This is a genomic window from Trichococcus paludicola, assembly GCF_003052295.1.
Lineage (GTDB): Bacteria > Bacillota > Bacilli > Lactobacillales > Aerococcaceae > Trichococcus > Trichococcus paludicola.
Genome location: NZ_QBLC01000002.1, coordinates 42,507 through 57,047, shown reverse-complemented (window position 1 = coordinate 57,047; position 14,541 = coordinate 42,507). Strand labels below are relative to the sequence as shown.

At 47.5% G+C, this 14,541-nt stretch carries 19 protein-coding genes; 3 read left to right on the top strand and 16 right to left on the bottom strand.

Annotation, left to right across the window (positions count from 1 at the left end; genetic code table 11):
* Positions 1-81 precede the first annotated feature (81 nt).
* The 11 genes from nusB to comGA form a co-directional block, all read right to left on the bottom strand.
* The gene (gene nusB, locus C7R56_RS03075) at positions 82-537 is read right to left on the bottom strand and encodes a transcription antitermination factor NusB (RefSeq protein WP_107995143.1); all 456 of its coding nucleotides are present in this window, start codon (positions 535-537) and stop codon (positions 82-84) included.
* Positions 534-959, bottom strand: a complete 426-nt coding sequence (locus C7R56_RS03070) for an Asp23/Gls24 family envelope stress response protein (protein WP_086984690.1) — start codon at positions 957-959, stop codon at positions 534-536. The genes nusB and C7R56_RS03070 overlap by 4 nt, the downstream gene beginning before the upstream one ends.
* Before the next feature lie 26 nt (positions 960-985).
* The gene (gene efp / locus C7R56_RS03065; RefSeq protein ID WP_086984689.1) at positions 986-1,543 is read right to left on the bottom strand and encodes an elongation factor P; all 558 of its coding nucleotides are present in this window, start codon (positions 1,541-1,543) and stop codon (positions 986-988) included.
* Positions 1,544-1,611: 68 nt separating this feature from the next.
* On the bottom strand, positions 1,612-2,673 hold the full coding sequence (locus tag C7R56_RS03060; RefSeq protein WP_107995142.1) for a M24 family metallopeptidase: 1,062 nt from the start codon (positions 2,671-2,673) through the stop codon (positions 1,612-1,614).
* Between the two features lie 248 nt (positions 2,674-2,921).
* Positions 2,922-3,242 carry a hypothetical protein gene (locus C7R56_RS03050; protein WP_107995140.1) on the bottom strand — a complete coding sequence of 107 codons (321 nt, stop codon included), beginning with the start codon at positions 3,240-3,242 and terminating at the stop codon, positions 2,922-2,924.
* A gap of 34 nt (positions 3,243-3,276) precedes the next feature.
* The gene (gene comGF / locus C7R56_RS03045) at positions 3,277-3,744 is read right to left on the bottom strand and encodes a competence type IV pilus minor pilin ComGF (RefSeq protein ID WP_107995139.1); all 468 of its coding nucleotides are present in this window, start codon (positions 3,742-3,744) and stop codon (positions 3,277-3,279) included.
* On the bottom strand, positions 3,713-4,054 hold the full coding sequence (locus C7R56_RS03040) for a hypothetical protein (RefSeq protein ID WP_107995138.1): 342 nt from the start codon (positions 4,052-4,054) through the stop codon (positions 3,713-3,715). The genes comGF and C7R56_RS03040 overlap by 32 nt, the downstream gene beginning before the upstream one ends.
* On the bottom strand, positions 4,029-4,472 hold the full coding sequence (locus C7R56_RS03035; protein WP_107995137.1) for a prepilin-type N-terminal cleavage/methylation domain-containing protein: 444 nt from the start codon (positions 4,470-4,472) through the stop codon (positions 4,029-4,031). The genes C7R56_RS03040 and C7R56_RS03035 overlap by 26 nt, the downstream gene beginning before the upstream one ends.
* 14 nt (positions 4,473-4,486) lie before the next feature.
* Complete coding sequence (comGC, locus tag C7R56_RS03030) at positions 4,487-4,822, bottom strand: competence type IV pilus major pilin ComGC (RefSeq protein ID WP_107995136.1); 336 nt, start codon at positions 4,820-4,822, stop codon at positions 4,487-4,489.
* Positions 4,822-5,895, bottom strand: coding sequence for a competence type IV pilus assembly protein ComGB (comGB, locus tag C7R56_RS03025; RefSeq protein WP_268811287.1), 1,074 nt, complete (start codon positions 5,893-5,895; stop codon positions 4,822-4,824). The genes comGC and comGB overlap by 1 nt, the downstream gene beginning before the upstream one ends.
* On the bottom strand, positions 5,846-6,889 hold the full coding sequence (gene comGA / locus C7R56_RS03020) for a competence type IV pilus ATPase ComGA (protein WP_107995134.1): 1,044 nt from the start codon (positions 6,887-6,889) through the stop codon (positions 5,846-5,848). Before comGA ends, comGB begins: the two co-directional genes overlap by 50 nt.
* Before the next feature lie 167 nt (positions 6,890-7,056).
* On the opposite strand from comGA, the gene C7R56_RS03015 reads away from it, so the two are divergent.
* Positions 7,057-7,947, top strand: a complete 891-nt coding sequence (locus C7R56_RS03015) for a YitT family protein (RefSeq protein WP_107995133.1) — start codon at positions 7,057-7,059, stop codon at positions 7,945-7,947.
* A 105-nt stretch (positions 7,948-8,052) separates the two neighbouring features.
* Here C7R56_RS03015 and C7R56_RS03010 read toward each other — a convergent pair whose 3' ends face one another.
* From C7R56_RS03010 to C7R56_RS02995, 4 genes are all read right to left on the bottom strand, one after another.
* Positions 8,053-8,349, bottom strand: coding sequence for a hypothetical protein (locus C7R56_RS03010; RefSeq protein ID WP_107995132.1), 297 nt, complete (start codon positions 8,347-8,349; stop codon positions 8,053-8,055).
* A gap of 45 nt (positions 8,350-8,394) precedes the next feature.
* On the bottom strand, positions 8,395-8,904 hold the full coding sequence (locus C7R56_RS03005; RefSeq protein ID WP_107995131.1) for a DJ-1/PfpI family protein: 510 nt from the start codon (positions 8,902-8,904) through the stop codon (positions 8,395-8,397).
* Between the two features lie 242 nt (positions 8,905-9,146).
* The gene (locus tag C7R56_RS03000) at positions 9,147-9,884 is read right to left on the bottom strand and encodes a YebC/PmpR family DNA-binding transcriptional regulator (RefSeq protein WP_107995130.1); all 738 of its coding nucleotides are present in this window, start codon (positions 9,882-9,884) and stop codon (positions 9,147-9,149) included.
* A 66-nt stretch (positions 9,885-9,950) separates the two neighbouring features.
* A complete protein-coding gene (locus tag C7R56_RS02995; RefSeq protein WP_107995129.1) occupies positions 9,951-10,448 on the bottom strand; it encodes a VanZ family protein in 498 nt (165 codons plus the stop codon).
* Positions 10,449-10,557: 109 nt separating this feature from the next.
* On the opposite strand from C7R56_RS02995, the gene C7R56_RS02990 reads away from it, so the two are divergent.
* Positions 10,558-12,366, top strand: coding sequence for a M3 family oligoendopeptidase (locus C7R56_RS02990; RefSeq protein WP_107995128.1), 1,809 nt, complete (start codon positions 10,558-10,560; stop codon positions 12,364-12,366).
* A gap of 56 nt (positions 12,367-12,422) precedes the next feature.
* Here C7R56_RS02990 and C7R56_RS02985 read toward each other — a convergent pair whose 3' ends face one another.
* A complete protein-coding gene (locus C7R56_RS02985) occupies positions 12,423-13,319 on the bottom strand; it encodes a diacylglycerol/lipid kinase family protein (RefSeq protein ID WP_107995127.1) in 897 nt (298 codons plus the stop codon).
* 173 nt (positions 13,320-13,492) lie between these two features.
* On the opposite strand from C7R56_RS02985, the gene trhO reads away from it, so the two are divergent.
* Positions 13,493-14,473 carry an oxygen-dependent tRNA uridine(34) hydroxylase TrhO gene (trhO, locus tag C7R56_RS02980; RefSeq protein WP_107995126.1) on the top strand — a complete coding sequence of 327 codons (981 nt, stop codon included), beginning with the start codon at positions 13,493-13,495 and terminating at the stop codon, positions 14,471-14,473.
* Positions 14,474-14,541: the final 68 nt, after the last annotated feature.

The window sequence follows — 14,541 nt, the reverse complement described above, 5'->3', positions numbered from 1 at the left end:
TTGATTACGGTTAGAAAAGCGGGTCCGGCATGCCCATATTCACCGACGTGAAAAAAAAAGAAAAACCCTTATGCCGAAGCATTAAGGATTTTCCGTTTTAGGAATGAGGTTGGACAATACGCCATTGATGAATTTGCTCGATTGTTCATCGCAATAAAGCTTCGAAATTTCGATTGCTTCATTCAACGCTACCCTTTGAGGTACTTGTTCCGTATCTCCCAACAGCATTTCATAAGCAGCAATCTGCATGATCAAAGCGTCTGCTTTGGCCAATCTGCCCACAGTCCAGTTCTTCAGGTAAGGTTGGATCGCTTCATCGATCGCCGCTTGATTGTCCAACACGCCATGCACTAATGTGACCAAATAAGGATAATCCTGAATTTCGACATCCTCTTCGCTGTTCCATTCCTCTGAATCGCTCAAAACTGCTTGTTTAATGGCTTCTTCAGGGGTCAATTCTTCGTTCGTTTTCAATTGGAAAAGGGCTTGAAGCGCCTTTTCCCGGATTTCTCTTCTGGTTAAATGGGAAGTGCTCACGCATTCTCCCCCAATTCTGTATCTAAATCAAGATAGGCATTATCTTCGGATTTCGGTGCGACAAGGCCGACCACATGGACGTTCACTTGCGACACTTCGAGATTGCTCATGTAAAGGACTTGTTCCTTCACTTTTTCTTGCATATCCAAAGCGACTTTCGGCACGGAGGTCCCGTATTTGATGTAACAGTACACGTCAATCGCCAAACCATTTTCATCGACTGTCAAATGTACACCTTTGTTATGGGCAGTGCGTCCCAATAATTCATTGACGCCGGTCTTGAAAGACCCTTGCATCGCATAAACACCTTCTACTTCATTCGCTGCAATACCCGCGATCACCTCAATCACTTCAGGAGCAATTTCAATCTCTCCCAGCGGAGCCGGACCGTTTGCTAAAGGAATATTTGTTTCTTCCATCATCTGTCATTCTCCTTTCTTGGGAATCATTATGCGCGGGATACGTACGAACCGTCCGTAGTGTTGACGATAAGCATATCATCCGCATTCACGAAGAATGGTACGTTGACCATCAATCCAGTCTCCATTTTAGCCGGTTTTGAACCGCCTGAAGCGGTATCGCCCTTAATCCCTGGCTCAGTTTCCTCCACTCGCAGGATTACTGTATTCGGAAGATCGACACCGATTGTTTCTGTTTCGTACATCAGGATGTTGACTTCCATATTTTCTTTCAGATAGTTCAATTCATATTCGATTTGGCTTGCATTCAATTCAATCTGTTCATAGTTTTCAGTGTCCATGAAGACGTAAGCACCGGCACTCTCGTAAAGAAATTGCATTTTACGGTTCGCGATATGCGCTTTTCCGACTTTTTCACCCGCACGGAAAGTTTTTTCCTGTACAGCTCCTGTGCGAAGATTTTTCAATTTTGAACGGACGAAAGCCGCACCTTTACCTGGCTTTACGTGTTGGAAATCGACAACTTTCCATAACCCTCCATCAATTTCGATCGTTAGGCCTGTCTTAAAATCATTTACTGAAATCATTAATAATTCCTCCTGTGGCAACTCATTTGAAATAAGTTTACCATTAATTTAGTTCGGATTCTATTTTTTTATAAAATAATCAATTCTTTTGGAGAATGTATCAAAATATCGTTGCCACCATCCCTGATAACAAGATCATCTTCAATCCGGACGCCGCCAAGACCGGCGAGATAAATGCCCGGTTCATTTGTAATGACATTTCCTGGCACAAGCACTTTCCCGGCTTTCTGCGATGTATTTGGTCCCTCATGTATCTCCAAACCGATACCGTGCCCATTGGAGTGTCCGAATGCTTCCCCGTACCCTAGTTCCGAAATATAATCGCGTGCGACACTATCGACTTCGATGCCTGTCATGCCGGCTTTGGCCGTTGCATTCACGCGTAATTGAGCGGCCAGAACGATATCGTAGATTTCCTTCAACTTTTCGTGCGGTTGGCCCACTGAAACCGTGCGGGTCATATCCGAAACATAGCCATTGTAATAGCAACCGAAATCCAGCGTCACGAAGTCGCCTTTTTCGATCAACTTCGGACTGGCAACACCATGCGGCATAGCGGAACGCATGCCGCTGGCGACAATCGTTTCGAAAGAAACGCCGCTAGCACCCAATTCGCGCATGTGGAAATCCAGGCGATTGGCGATCTCTATTTCCGAAACCCCCGGACGGATGTGGTCAAGGATGAACATGAAGCCGGCATCCGCAATTTCACAAGCCCGTCTGATGGTCTGAATTTCTGTTTCGTCTTTGACTTCACGCAATTCCTCGATGATGCCTGAAGCAGGAAGCAGATCGCACGTCACCAGGTCTTCCAAATCCTCGACACTGCGGAAAGACATGATGGCGTCTTCGAAGCCTAGAGACGAAAGTCCCTTTTCTTCCACAATCTTTTTCACTTCATCGAATATCGGCCCTTTATTCTGAATAATCTGAAACCCTTGCGCCTGTGAAGCGGCTTGCTGGGTATAACGGAAGTCGGTCACAAAAAAAGCTTCCTCTTGAGTGATGACCGCCAGACCGGTCGTACCCGTAAAATTGGAAACATAACGTAAGTTATATTGACTTGTCACCAGCATTGCATCCATCTTCTTCGCTTTGATGGCGGCCTGCAATTTTGAGACTCTACTCATTTCACATACTTCCTTCCAAAAAAAATAGCCTGTTTGTTTACAAACATACCTATCAAGTATATCAAAAAAGAGCCCGCATAGATAGAGGAAATATCGACCTCGCGCATGACAGCGTCGATCCACAGCAATTCCCCAAACAGCCAGCACGCAAAAACGCACAAACAAGCCGGCAGGTTATCGGCTTGTTTGTGCATCTCGATATAATGCATGGCTTCTCGTTCGTCGTAAAGCACGACTATCCCTGCTTATCACTCCGGAGACAGGATTTCCAACACCAATGTTTCGCTATAGGCATTTTGCAGGGTCACGGTCGCAGTGACTTTTCCGGTCGCATCTGCTACGCAGTGCACGATTCCTTCTTCGAAAGAAAGGACGGCTGGTACGGTCAGATTTTCCGGAGTCGATGCTTCATTTCGATTCTTCAGCCAATAGTCAGTGTAGGCCAACAAAGTTTGCGCTTTGTAGTGGTTTTCCGTCAATCTGTACAGATAGAACTGATTCTCATATACCCGGATAATCCCGAAAAGCATCATTTGTGAAAGGAACAGGTAGAAAATAGTGATCGGCAAAATGGAGCCGCCTTTTCTCCGAGAACGATCACTCTTAAATGGGTACCTTCGGTAAGATGAGATGCGCTCTGCGCATCTGGTTGTCCGAAAGCGTAGCCTGGATAGAAATCCCTTCATTGGTCACCTCATATTTCAGCGCTTTGACATGCAGCAACATCGGATGATAGCCTTCCCCATTTTTGTAACGGAGGACTTTATTGATTCGGAATTCATAGGTGTAGGCAGCCGTATCGGCCGGATTTTTCGATTTGGTGCGGATGGTCGTGCTGGTCTTTTGCACCAGCAACTCATCCTCCAACTCATGCTCGAGTTGAATCAGGAAAAGATGCCATTCCGCCTCCTGGGTCTTCTCCATCTGGATATTCGCAGTGCGGATCACCTCCATGCCTCCCATCATCAGCAGGAGCACCATCGTATTGACTGTCAGTGCAAACGCCGCTTCCAACAAAGTGAATCCGGCTTGCGATTGTTTATGGACTTTCCGCTTGGATTTCTTCGGCACGCACCGTCACCCTTTCTGTCCCATCACCCCCGCTCACTATAAGCTTCGCGGTTTCCGGATTCCAAGTAGCCGTGAAGAGCATCCCTCCGGAAGTCTGACTTCCGATTGGGCTGCCTCCCTTGGCGATGACCTGCATCTGGTCCTGCGCGACCCGCCAATAGGCAACTTCGGTTCCCGCCGCTTTTAAATTCGTGAAAAATTGAACGGAATGTGGAAGCAGCACATAGAGCGAGATGCTGACCATAGCCAAGGCAATCAGACTTTCGAAAAGCATATAACCGCTGTTATCGTTTAGCTTTGTTGACTTCATAACGACCGCTCCCCAATTGGATTGTGATGGAATAACGATGTCGGGCCGTTTCCATGATGATGGTGTTAGGCTGCAGATACCCGCTGCCCCCTTTGATGAACCCGGTGTAGCCTTGAATCACTCTTGATCCTTCAGGCAACAGCAGCTTGCGGTTGATGTAACGATCCGATCCGGCCCCGTCTTTGAAAACAGCGTAATGCGTTGCCCCAATCGGACGCACGACATCCATATTGACGCCGTTCCCGGTGATGATCGCATAACACTGAGCCGTGTGCAGCTCCGTCAGAAAATCGTCCAAAAAAAGATTGAACGCGAATTCATCCGTCGCGGTTTCCAATTGCGGACTCAGCAGTAGAATCATGGATGCGATCATCAGCACCAATAAACTTTCAAACAAAGTGAACCCGTCCTTATGCATCGTTCAACTCGTCATCACGGCGTGTCTTCTGTTACGATTGGTACCACTTCGCCGGCGGTTATCGTCAGTTTGGCGCTCGCTTCGTTCATTTGTTTCGCACTGATGTACCCTTTCGAATTCAATTCAGTGAAACTCGCCGCCTCTGTCCCCGTATCCAATTCGTACATGTTGGCCTGCGTCTGCACGACGACCGCCAGAGCGTCCGTGCCTTTAGTCTCGACGCTTTTCTTCGTGTTCGCCACGTTCGGGATAATCATCAGCATCAGCACAGAGATGATGAATAGAACCAGGACCATTTCCATAAGAGTAAAGGCTTCTTTATTTTTCAGTGTTTTTTTGATCGATTTCATTAATACATTCCTCCTAATGAGCTTAGCATCGGCATCAACAATATTAGATAAATCGCCATCACGATAACGGCCACCATGAGAAATAATATGGGCTGCAGCCAGCCGATTTTCTGTTCGATGTCCGCGATCAGCAGCCGGAAACATTCTTCGCTGTACATACTCAACTTGATCGGCAATTGACTAGTGAGCTCGCCGTGATAGATGATCCAGCCCATCTCCTCTTTGAAGATGGGATAACGCGTGATGATAGTCGTCAGGCTGTCGCCTTGCATCAGCCCTTCCTCCACCAATCCGGATATTTCCTTCATCCAGGCAGTCCCTTCATCGCCGCGCATCAACGAAACGATTTGGTTCAACTGCATACCGTTGCGGAAGAAATAAGCGTATTCGCGACTGAAGAAAAAGGAATAGTAGAGCTGGACCCATTTGCTGAAGAGCGGAATCCTGCAGAACAACAACGACTTTTGAAAAGCTGACTTCTTCTTCAAATAACTTTTTGCCAACAGGAACAAACTGGCGCCTAAGGCTAAATTTCCCAATATGATGAGCGGCAGGTTCTCCAGGTAAATCAAAATGATGCGGACCATCACGCCGGAACCTTGCTCCGAGGGCACCAGCATCGTTTCTAAACTGGGAAGCAGGACCTGCCTGATTGCAATCAGCATCCCGTTCGCGAACACCAGCAAAAACAACGGGTAGATCAAGACTTTTCTGAGCTTATGCAGCTGTTTGTCCTTTTCCGTCAGGAAGTCTGAACAAAACAGCAAAGTTTCCGTCAATTTCCCGTGAAGGAATGAAAGCCGCAGCTGCGAAACCACCTGCTCCGAAAAGCCGCATCCAGCCAATGCGTCCGCAAGATTGATGCCTGTTTCCAGTTTGGCCAGCATGCGCTGGATATCATCCACGCGCTTCGGCTGCATCATCTTCAGAAAAGCAAGCCCTTCGGACAACGAAAAGCCTTCCTTCAGCAATTCACCCAAGCGCCTCAGAAAATAAGCCTGCTCTTTTGCCTGCCAACGTTTTTCAGACGATATTCTCCAGGTAATTCTTTTCCGTAATGTATCCACATGCATAGGCTTTGCGCAATTTATCATTCAGTGTGACAAACCGCTTTCCATCCTCCTTGTTCTGCAGATGATTCTGCAGTTGGTTGCCTGCCAATATTTCGTAGATGGCAGCCGATTTTTCATTTACCTGATAATGGGAACAGTGAATCGTGCACTTACCGCAGCATAACGGACAATATTTTGCAATCAGACGTTGGGAGACGACAGCAAGCAGCGTCTGCTTCATTTGTTCGGAAGAAATCGCCAGTTCCCGCAGCCTTTCCAATACCCCGAACGACTCTTTGGCATGAATCGTTGCGATCACCAAGTGCCCAGTCAATGCGCTTCTCACAACCATTTTGGCTGTTTCCTCATCCCGGATTTCGCCTATGACAAGTATGTCCGGATGATGGCGCAGGCATTGGCGGATGAGCAAGTCGTATGTGATGCCCGCAGCTTCGTTCACTTCCGCCTGCAGAAACAGCGGTTCTTCAATTTCGACCGGATCTTCCATCGTAATGATCTGCAGCGGTTCATCGGCGTATTTCCTGCGCAGCAAATGATAGATGGTGGTCGTTTTTCCGGATCCGGTGGGTCCCGAAAACAGTACCAGCCCGCTCTTGTGGTCCAACAATTCGAGCAACTCAGCCTCCTGGGCCGGGAAAAATGCGTGTAAACCCGGATCTGAACCCGGATTGGCATACAGCATGCGGATCACAAGCGACTCTTGGTAGCGGAAATTGGCGATGGTGGACAGCCTCAGTTCAATTTTTTTGCCGTTCAGCCGGTACCTGACTGCACCGGATTGGGGTTTCCGCCTTTCGCCCACATTCATGTTCGAAAGGAATTTGAAATAAGAAATCAATCGTTCACCCTTTTCGATGGAATACACCGATACTTTCGATAATCCGGTGCTCACGCGGAAAAAGAGTTCATAGTGGTCTTCATAAGGGAGCAGATGGATGTCGGAAACACCCAGCCGCATCGCATCGGCCAACAGGCTCTCTGCTTTTTCTTCCATATCATCACCTCATTTCTATTTTGCCGTCACTTATAGCTTCTGCAAAATCCTCGAGTCCGCTCTTTATCGGACAGGAAACTTAGTATAAAATATGTTATATTGGCGTGAACAGCGGTCTCATACGCAGATACTTGAAGGGACCACTCAATGCAAGGGAGGTGAATTGTTTGAAAAAGAACGTTACTGGATCGATTTTTTTGATTGCAATCGGAACATTTCTGTTCGCGTTGGGCATCAATATGTTTTCCGTTGCGAACCATCTTGGTGAAGGCGGTGTGACCGGCATTAGTTTGTTGGCCTTCTATACGATGGATATCCCGGTAGCCATCACGAGTTTCCTATTGAACGCCATCATCCTTGTCATCGGATTCCGTTTTTTGGAAAAATCGACCATGAGACTGACGCTTTTGGCCACGCTGCTGATGTCGGTGTTTCTCTATCTGACGGCGGCTTGGCGCTATCCTATGGAAACTATCATTTTGGCGCCGCTCTGCTCCGGATTTTTGGTCGGCACAGGACTGGGCCTCGTGATGCAAGCGGGAGGTTCCACGGCCGGGACCGATATCATCGCCTTGATTTTCAATAAATATCTCGGCTGGAGCACCAGTGTCGCACTGGTCATATTGGACCTGTTTGTGGTCGGACCTTCCATCTTCGTAATCGGCCTTGAGAATGTCGTTTTGACTGTCGTGCATCTCTATGTGCAAACGAAAGTGCTGGATTTCATCCTGGAAGGGTTCAATCCGAAGAAACAAGTCCTGATCATCTCGGAGCGGCATCAGGAAATCGCGGAGGCAATCGATAAAAAGATCGGCCGTGGAATGACCTTTTTAGCAGGCGAAGGCTATTACTCCAAAAGCCAGAAGAAGGTCATCCTGATTGTCGTCAACAGACAGCAATTGATGCCGCTGAACCGGATTGTGACAGCCATCGATCCGAAGGCTTTCTTCACCATCAGCGAAGCCCAAAGCGTCATCGGCGAAGGATTCTCTTATCTGATTTCGGATGAGCAGTATCAGCAAAAAATCAACGATTTCATCGACGAACAGTCGGAATGATCACAAAACGACTGCATAACGAAAAAGACCGGAAAGGGACCATTTAAAATGTCCTTGCCGGTCTTTTTCGTTATGAACGCTATCTTATTTGTAAAAATTACCCATTCAAGAAAGCAGAAAAACGACGGTCTTCATGATGTCCATCTTCTCCACTGCGGCGTTGTAGCTCAATCTGGCAATCTTCAGGTTCTGTTCTTCCTCGCGCATAACGGCAAGGTTCTTATCCGAATTGTCTTTGATCCATTCGCCTTTCAAATCCGCTAGGGCGATTTCATGCAGTTCCACTGCTTTCTTCGCTTCCAGCAGCTCGAACCTCAGTAATCCGTACTTCCTTTCCAGGTCCTGCATTTTGACGGGATCCTGTCCCTTCAACAGCTCGATTCTGGTTTTCAACTCTTCCATATCCTTTGCCGCCTCCAATTCCTCAAAAACAGCCGTTCTTCCGATTTATCCCGCCAAATAGTTGCAAATTTCTAATCCAAATTGTTTTGCTTTATCCGGACCGCTTGCTGTAATGAGATTGCCGTCGACTGTCACACCAACCTCAGTATAAATAGCCCCTTTGGCTTCGATAGCCGGAACCTCGGATTCGAAAACAGTCGCATTTTTCTTCTTCAGCAAACCGGCATTCGCTAAGATGACCGGCGCGATGCATATGGCCGCAACCATTTTGCCTTGCCCATGCATCGCCTGTGCCAGCATCCAAGCATGCGGATCGTCGAAGAAAACGCGGCTTCCCTTGCCTCCAACGAACACAACACCATCAAAACTGTTCGTGTCGACATCCTCAACCAACAGATCCGACTGCGCAATTCCGCCATGCACACCGATACAGGTCCCGGTCTTGTGGCTGGCGATCCACATCTCATGTCCGCATTTTGCAACTTCTTCCTGGGTCATGAATAACTCTTCATCGCGGAAATCTTCAGGTGCAATCACAAATATTATTTTTGCCATACTGCTGTTCCCCCATTCGTTGTTTATCCCGATCGGATAATGATAGCTTCTCTTTAAGAGCCTTGTTCGAAAAGTCCTTGGAAAAATCGACTTCGGCTAACTAAATTATACTACAAGGCTCCGAAGAAAGCGATTGCAGGAACGGGGTTGTCGCCCAGCGGACAGGCCGAATCCAAAAAAACCGATTGCCCACCACTGTCTATCGACAAGGTAGGTAACCGGTTTTGATTATCTGAAAAATGTTATTCTTCTTCGTCCAGATCAGCATTGTGGAATACTTCGGAGACATCATCGTCTTCGTCCAGTTTTTCCAGCATCGTTCTGAATTGGATTTCTTTGTCCTCAGCGATTGTCGACAAAGTTTGCGGAACCATCGTGACTTCCGCTTCAGCCAGCACGTAGCCTTCTGCCTTCAAAGCTTCGGAAACGGCATCAAAATCGGTAGGATCTGTGTAGATCTCGAATACTTCATCGCTTGTCTGCAACTCTTCCCCACCAGCTTCCAACACACTCATCAACATCGTGTCTTCATCCACTTCCAAGTCTTCACGCTCAATCGCGATATAGCCTTTGCGGTCGAACATGTAGCTCACTGAACCGGATTCGCCCAAAGCCCCTCCATTTCTGTTGAAAGCGACTCTGATGTTTGTGGCGGTACGGTTGCGGTTATCTGTCAAAGCATGGACCAAGACAGCCACACCGTTCGGGCCGTAACCTTCGTAAGTGATTTCTTCATAGTTTTCGCCTTCTCCAGCAGATGTAGCTTTTTTGATGGCGCGGGTGATGTTGTCGTTCGGCATGTTCGCTGCTTTCGCTTTATCGATCATCAAGCGCAGGCTCGGGTTAGATGAGGGATCCGGACCGCTGTTTTTTGCAGCCATATATATTTCTTTCGATAATCTCTGGAAAATTTTACCTCGTTTTTGATCCGCAGCGCCTTTTGCGCCTTTGATTTTACTCCATTTTGAATGTCCTGACATTCAGATCCCTCTTCTCATCTATTAATTTACTCAATCATTTTATCAAAAGTAACCGCTTATGGCAATTCACTTTCTGCCTTTTCTGGCAGTCAGGAAGAACCAACCGGCGATTATTGCCATAATTACTGCTATGCTTGCCAAAATGACGTCTTCCTTCAACGCAAATGCAGGGGATACAAACGACTGGTGAAATTCATCCGCAGCCGCGTAGCTCACGGAAAGCAACAGCGCCACAACGAAAGGCGTAAAGGCATCCCGCATCTTCCCGGAAAGCCCGCCGTACCAAAGATAAGCCAGGATGGAATAGGAAAGGAACAACCAGATTTTGCTGCCGAAGAATCCCAGAAAGCCGAAGTAGCCCAATGCCTCCATGCTGATAACCTGCTCCCCGTATCGGAAGGTGAACGTTGCGAATAACCCGGAAAGCGGTTGTGCCTGCAGAAGGTTCGCAATGATGTTCGGCAACGCATATAAATCTTGTTGGAAGGTGGCGCGGTAATAGAGGTAACCCATGATCAGAATGGCGCCTACTATGTATGAATTGCTGTTTTTTTCTCGTTGCATATAGTTTTTTTCCTTTCCTGATGAGAATTCCTTATTTATTTTTGACGGAAATGGATATAATGTATTTATGGCATTAAGTTAGACAATTCAGCCTGAGAGGATGAAAAGCATGAAATATAGCCTTACCTGGGATTTGGACTCATTTTTTGAAGGAGGCAGTTCTTCGCCCGCACTTCAAGAAAAGATAAAGGCGATCCAAGATGGATTGAAGGATTTTGAATCCGCAGCAAACGCTTGGGAACCCGAACGCGATAAACCGGAATATCCTGTTTTTCAGGATTTGCTTCATTATGAGGAACTTTACGCAAAAGCTTTGATGCAATGCAACAGTTTCATAACGGGTGTGCAATCAGCCGATGTCTCGGATTTGGATGCAAGCGCAATCCATGCGCGAATAATTCAATTGTACAGCAAATTAACGATTATTCAAACGACTCTGAAGAAAAAAATAACCGCAGTCAAAGCAAGCGATTGGGAGCTGTTGATTGAAAAGCCTGCCTTTTCACCGCTTGCTTTCGCTCTGTCGGAATGGCGCCAACAAGGCCGCCGACTCTTATCAGACAGGGAAGAAGCCTTGCTGGCAACTTTGCGTGTCGATGGTTTCAATGGTTGGAGTGCGCACTATGACACGCTCGTATCCTTCATCAAAATTTCCTTTGAGGAGGTTGACGGAACTTTGAGTGAACTGTCCGCCGGCCAAGCGATAAACCGGATGTATGCCGACCCTGATCCGAGCGTGCGCAAAAAACTATTTGTCGAATGGGAAAAAGCTTGGAGATCCCTTGCGCCTGCATTCGCCGATACACTGAATCACCTGCAAGGATTTCGTTTGGCGGATTTCGAGGCGCACCAGGATGAGGATTTCTTGGCAGAGCCTTTGCGCTACAACCGCATCAAACGCGAGACCTTGGATACGATGTGGCAAGCCATCAGCGCCAACAAACAGCCGTTCCTTTCGTTTTTGGGCCGCAAAGCCGCGCTGATGGGCAAGGATAAGTTGGCTTGGTATGATGTCGATGCCCCTGTTTCGCTCGGCAGTTTCCGATCAAAAACCTTCAGCTTCGACGAAGCAGTCGATTACATCATCGAACACTTTGCCAGTTTCGGTCCCAAATTGGCTGACTTTTCCTTGGATGCCGTCAAGAACCGATGGATTGAAGCCGAAAACCGATCCGGGAAAAGACCTGGCGGCTATTGCGAAGATTATCCGGAATCAAAAGAATCACGGATTTTCATGACCTTTACAGGTTCGGCAAGCGATATGAGCACGTTGGCCCATGAGCTTGGCCATGCCTTCCATTCTCACGTGATGCGCGACCTGCCTGACCTCAACACGCGCTACGCCATGAACGTCGCCGAAACGGCATCGACTTTTGCAGAAACCATCATCAGCGCTGCTACTGTCAAAGAGGCAAACAGCGATGAGGAAAAAATTTCCTTGCTCAATACGAAGCTCGAAAATGCGACGGCCATGTTCCTCAATATCCATGCTCGTTATCTTTTCGAAAAGTCATTCTACACCGAAAGGAAAAACGGTTTTGTCACTGCGGAACGTTTGTCCGGTCTGATGGAGGCTGCCCAGAAGGAGGCTTACCAAGAAACTTTGAGTGACTATCACCCCCTATTCTGGGCGAGCAAACTACACTTCTTCATTGATGATGTGCCATTCTACAATTTCCCTTACACGTTTGGCTTCCTGTTCAGTCTGGGGATTTACGCACAATCGCTGAAGCAGACTGGAAATTTTGAAGAAACCTATATTTCGCTGCTGCGGGATACCGGATCTATGACGACGGAAGACCTGGTGATGAAGCATCTGGGTGCTGATATCACGCAACCGGAGTTCTGGAACCAAGGTTTGGAGATCATGGCGGGAGACGTGGAAGAATTCATGCGTTTGACTGAAAACTATATCTGAAGGCAAAATAAATCCCTACGACCCGAATAACATCGGTCGTGGGGATTTATTTTTATTCAAATGGCTGCCGGCCCGTAAACTTTGATGAAGGAAGGCAGTATCTCGATTTCTAGAGGAAATGAAGGGCCTTTGTCACCGTCGACATTGGTGATCAAACTATCGCCATCTTCAAGAGCGATAGTGGCCTGTTTGAAGGATTTGTAGATGACAGAATCCGAATTTTTGATTTCGCCTCTGATGAGCTTCGGCAATAATTTCACCGAATCCAGCAGGTTAAACTCCTTGAAAACGACCATTCTGATTTTGCCGTCATCGACTTTTGCTTGTGGCATGAAACTTTCGAAGCTGGCGATAGAATTCGTCAGAGAAATCAGAATGAGTGGCGATTCCTGTGTAAAAGTCTCTCCATCCACTGTAATGCGGAAACGATGCATGGTCTGTTTCGCTAATGCTTTTCCTCCTTCTATGAAATAAGCCAGCGGACCATACTTTGTTTTTTCTTCTGCGCTGACCCCTTCGACAGCCTCGGGGATCGCGCCAGCAGCGACATTAGAAACAAAATAGCGATCATTGATCTTGCCGATGTCCAGATCTACCAAGGCTGCATTGTCCAACATTGCGATAGCCTGTTCCGGTTCCAAAGGGATACCAATCGCTCTTGCAAGGTCATTGACGGTGCCTAATGGAACAAACCCGAAAGACACGGTTTTTCCGGCAGCCGCCAACCCATTGATGGTTTCATTGACTGTTCCATCGCCACCCATGCAGAAAACTGCGTCATGGCCGTGGGTTGCCGCTTCATACGCAAACGCTTCGGCATCTCCCTGTTTTTCGGTGTCTTTAACGGTGACCTCTTCAAACATTTCGCTCAACTGCGTCCGCATCAAGTCCAAGTAGCCAGTAGCTTGTTCGCCGCCGGACGACGGATTTACGATCAGTGTACAAATGCCCATCTTATTTTCCCTCGCTTTCTTTAAACGTCCACCGTAAGTTTAGCATGCAACGCCTCCCCAATAAAGCGTGACGCTCTTTTTTCGTCACTGAGCATATTCTTGGCTTTCCGCTTACAAAATGTGTATAATTTCATAACGTTCGAAGTAAACCACATTGAATTAGGGGGAGCAGTATGACAAAAGATTATCGTGTCCTACTCTATTATAAATATACACCGATAGAGGATGCAGAAACATTCGCGCAAGAACATCTAGAATTCTGCAAAGAGATCGGCTTAAAAGGAAGAATTTTGGTCGCACCAGAAGGCATCAACGGGACCGTTTCCGGGACCATTGATCAGACGCAAGCGTACATCGCGCACATGAATGCAGATTTCCGATTCAACGACATCACATACAAAATTGACGAGACGGACGGCCATGCTTTCAAAAAGATGTTTGTCCGCCCTCGTCAGGAAATCGTATCGTTGCACCTTGGCGGAGACGACCTTGATCCAAATGAAATGACTGGCGCATATTTATCTCCGGAAGCGTTTCGCGATGCAATCCTTGACGAAAACACAGTCGTGATCGATGCCCGCAACGACTACGAGTTTGATCTCGGCCACTTCCGAGGGGCTGTCCGTCCGGATATCGCAAACTTCCGTGAATTGCCGCAATGGATTCGCGACAACAAAGAAAAATTTATGGAAAAACGCGTCGTAACCTATTGCACCGGCGGCATCCGCTGCGAAAAATTCTCAGGATGGCTCGTCAAAGAAGGTTTTAAAGATGTCGGCCAACTGCACGGCGGCATCGCTACCTACGGAAAAGACGAAACGGTCAAAGGGGAGCTATGGGATGGAAAAATGTATGTATTTGATGAGCGTATCGGTGTCGATATCAATCGCGTCGAACATGTCGTAGTCGGAAAAGACTGGTTCGACGGTACGCCATGCGAACGCTACGCGAATTGCGCCAATCCAAGTTGCAACCGCAGAATGCTGTGTTCCGAGGAGAATGAACACAAGTATTTGCGCAGCTGCTCGCATGAATGCCGCGTTCACCAGCCAAATTATTATGTGCAGCGCAATCAATTGACGGAGTCTGACGTGGCAGAGCGTTTGGCCGCCATCGGAGAGACATTAGAGAGTTCAACCGCAACAACAGCATAACAGCAATGGAATCAGCCAGGAGACTATTCCTTGCTGATTTTTTGGTTTCCTCGGACTTAGTGATTGTT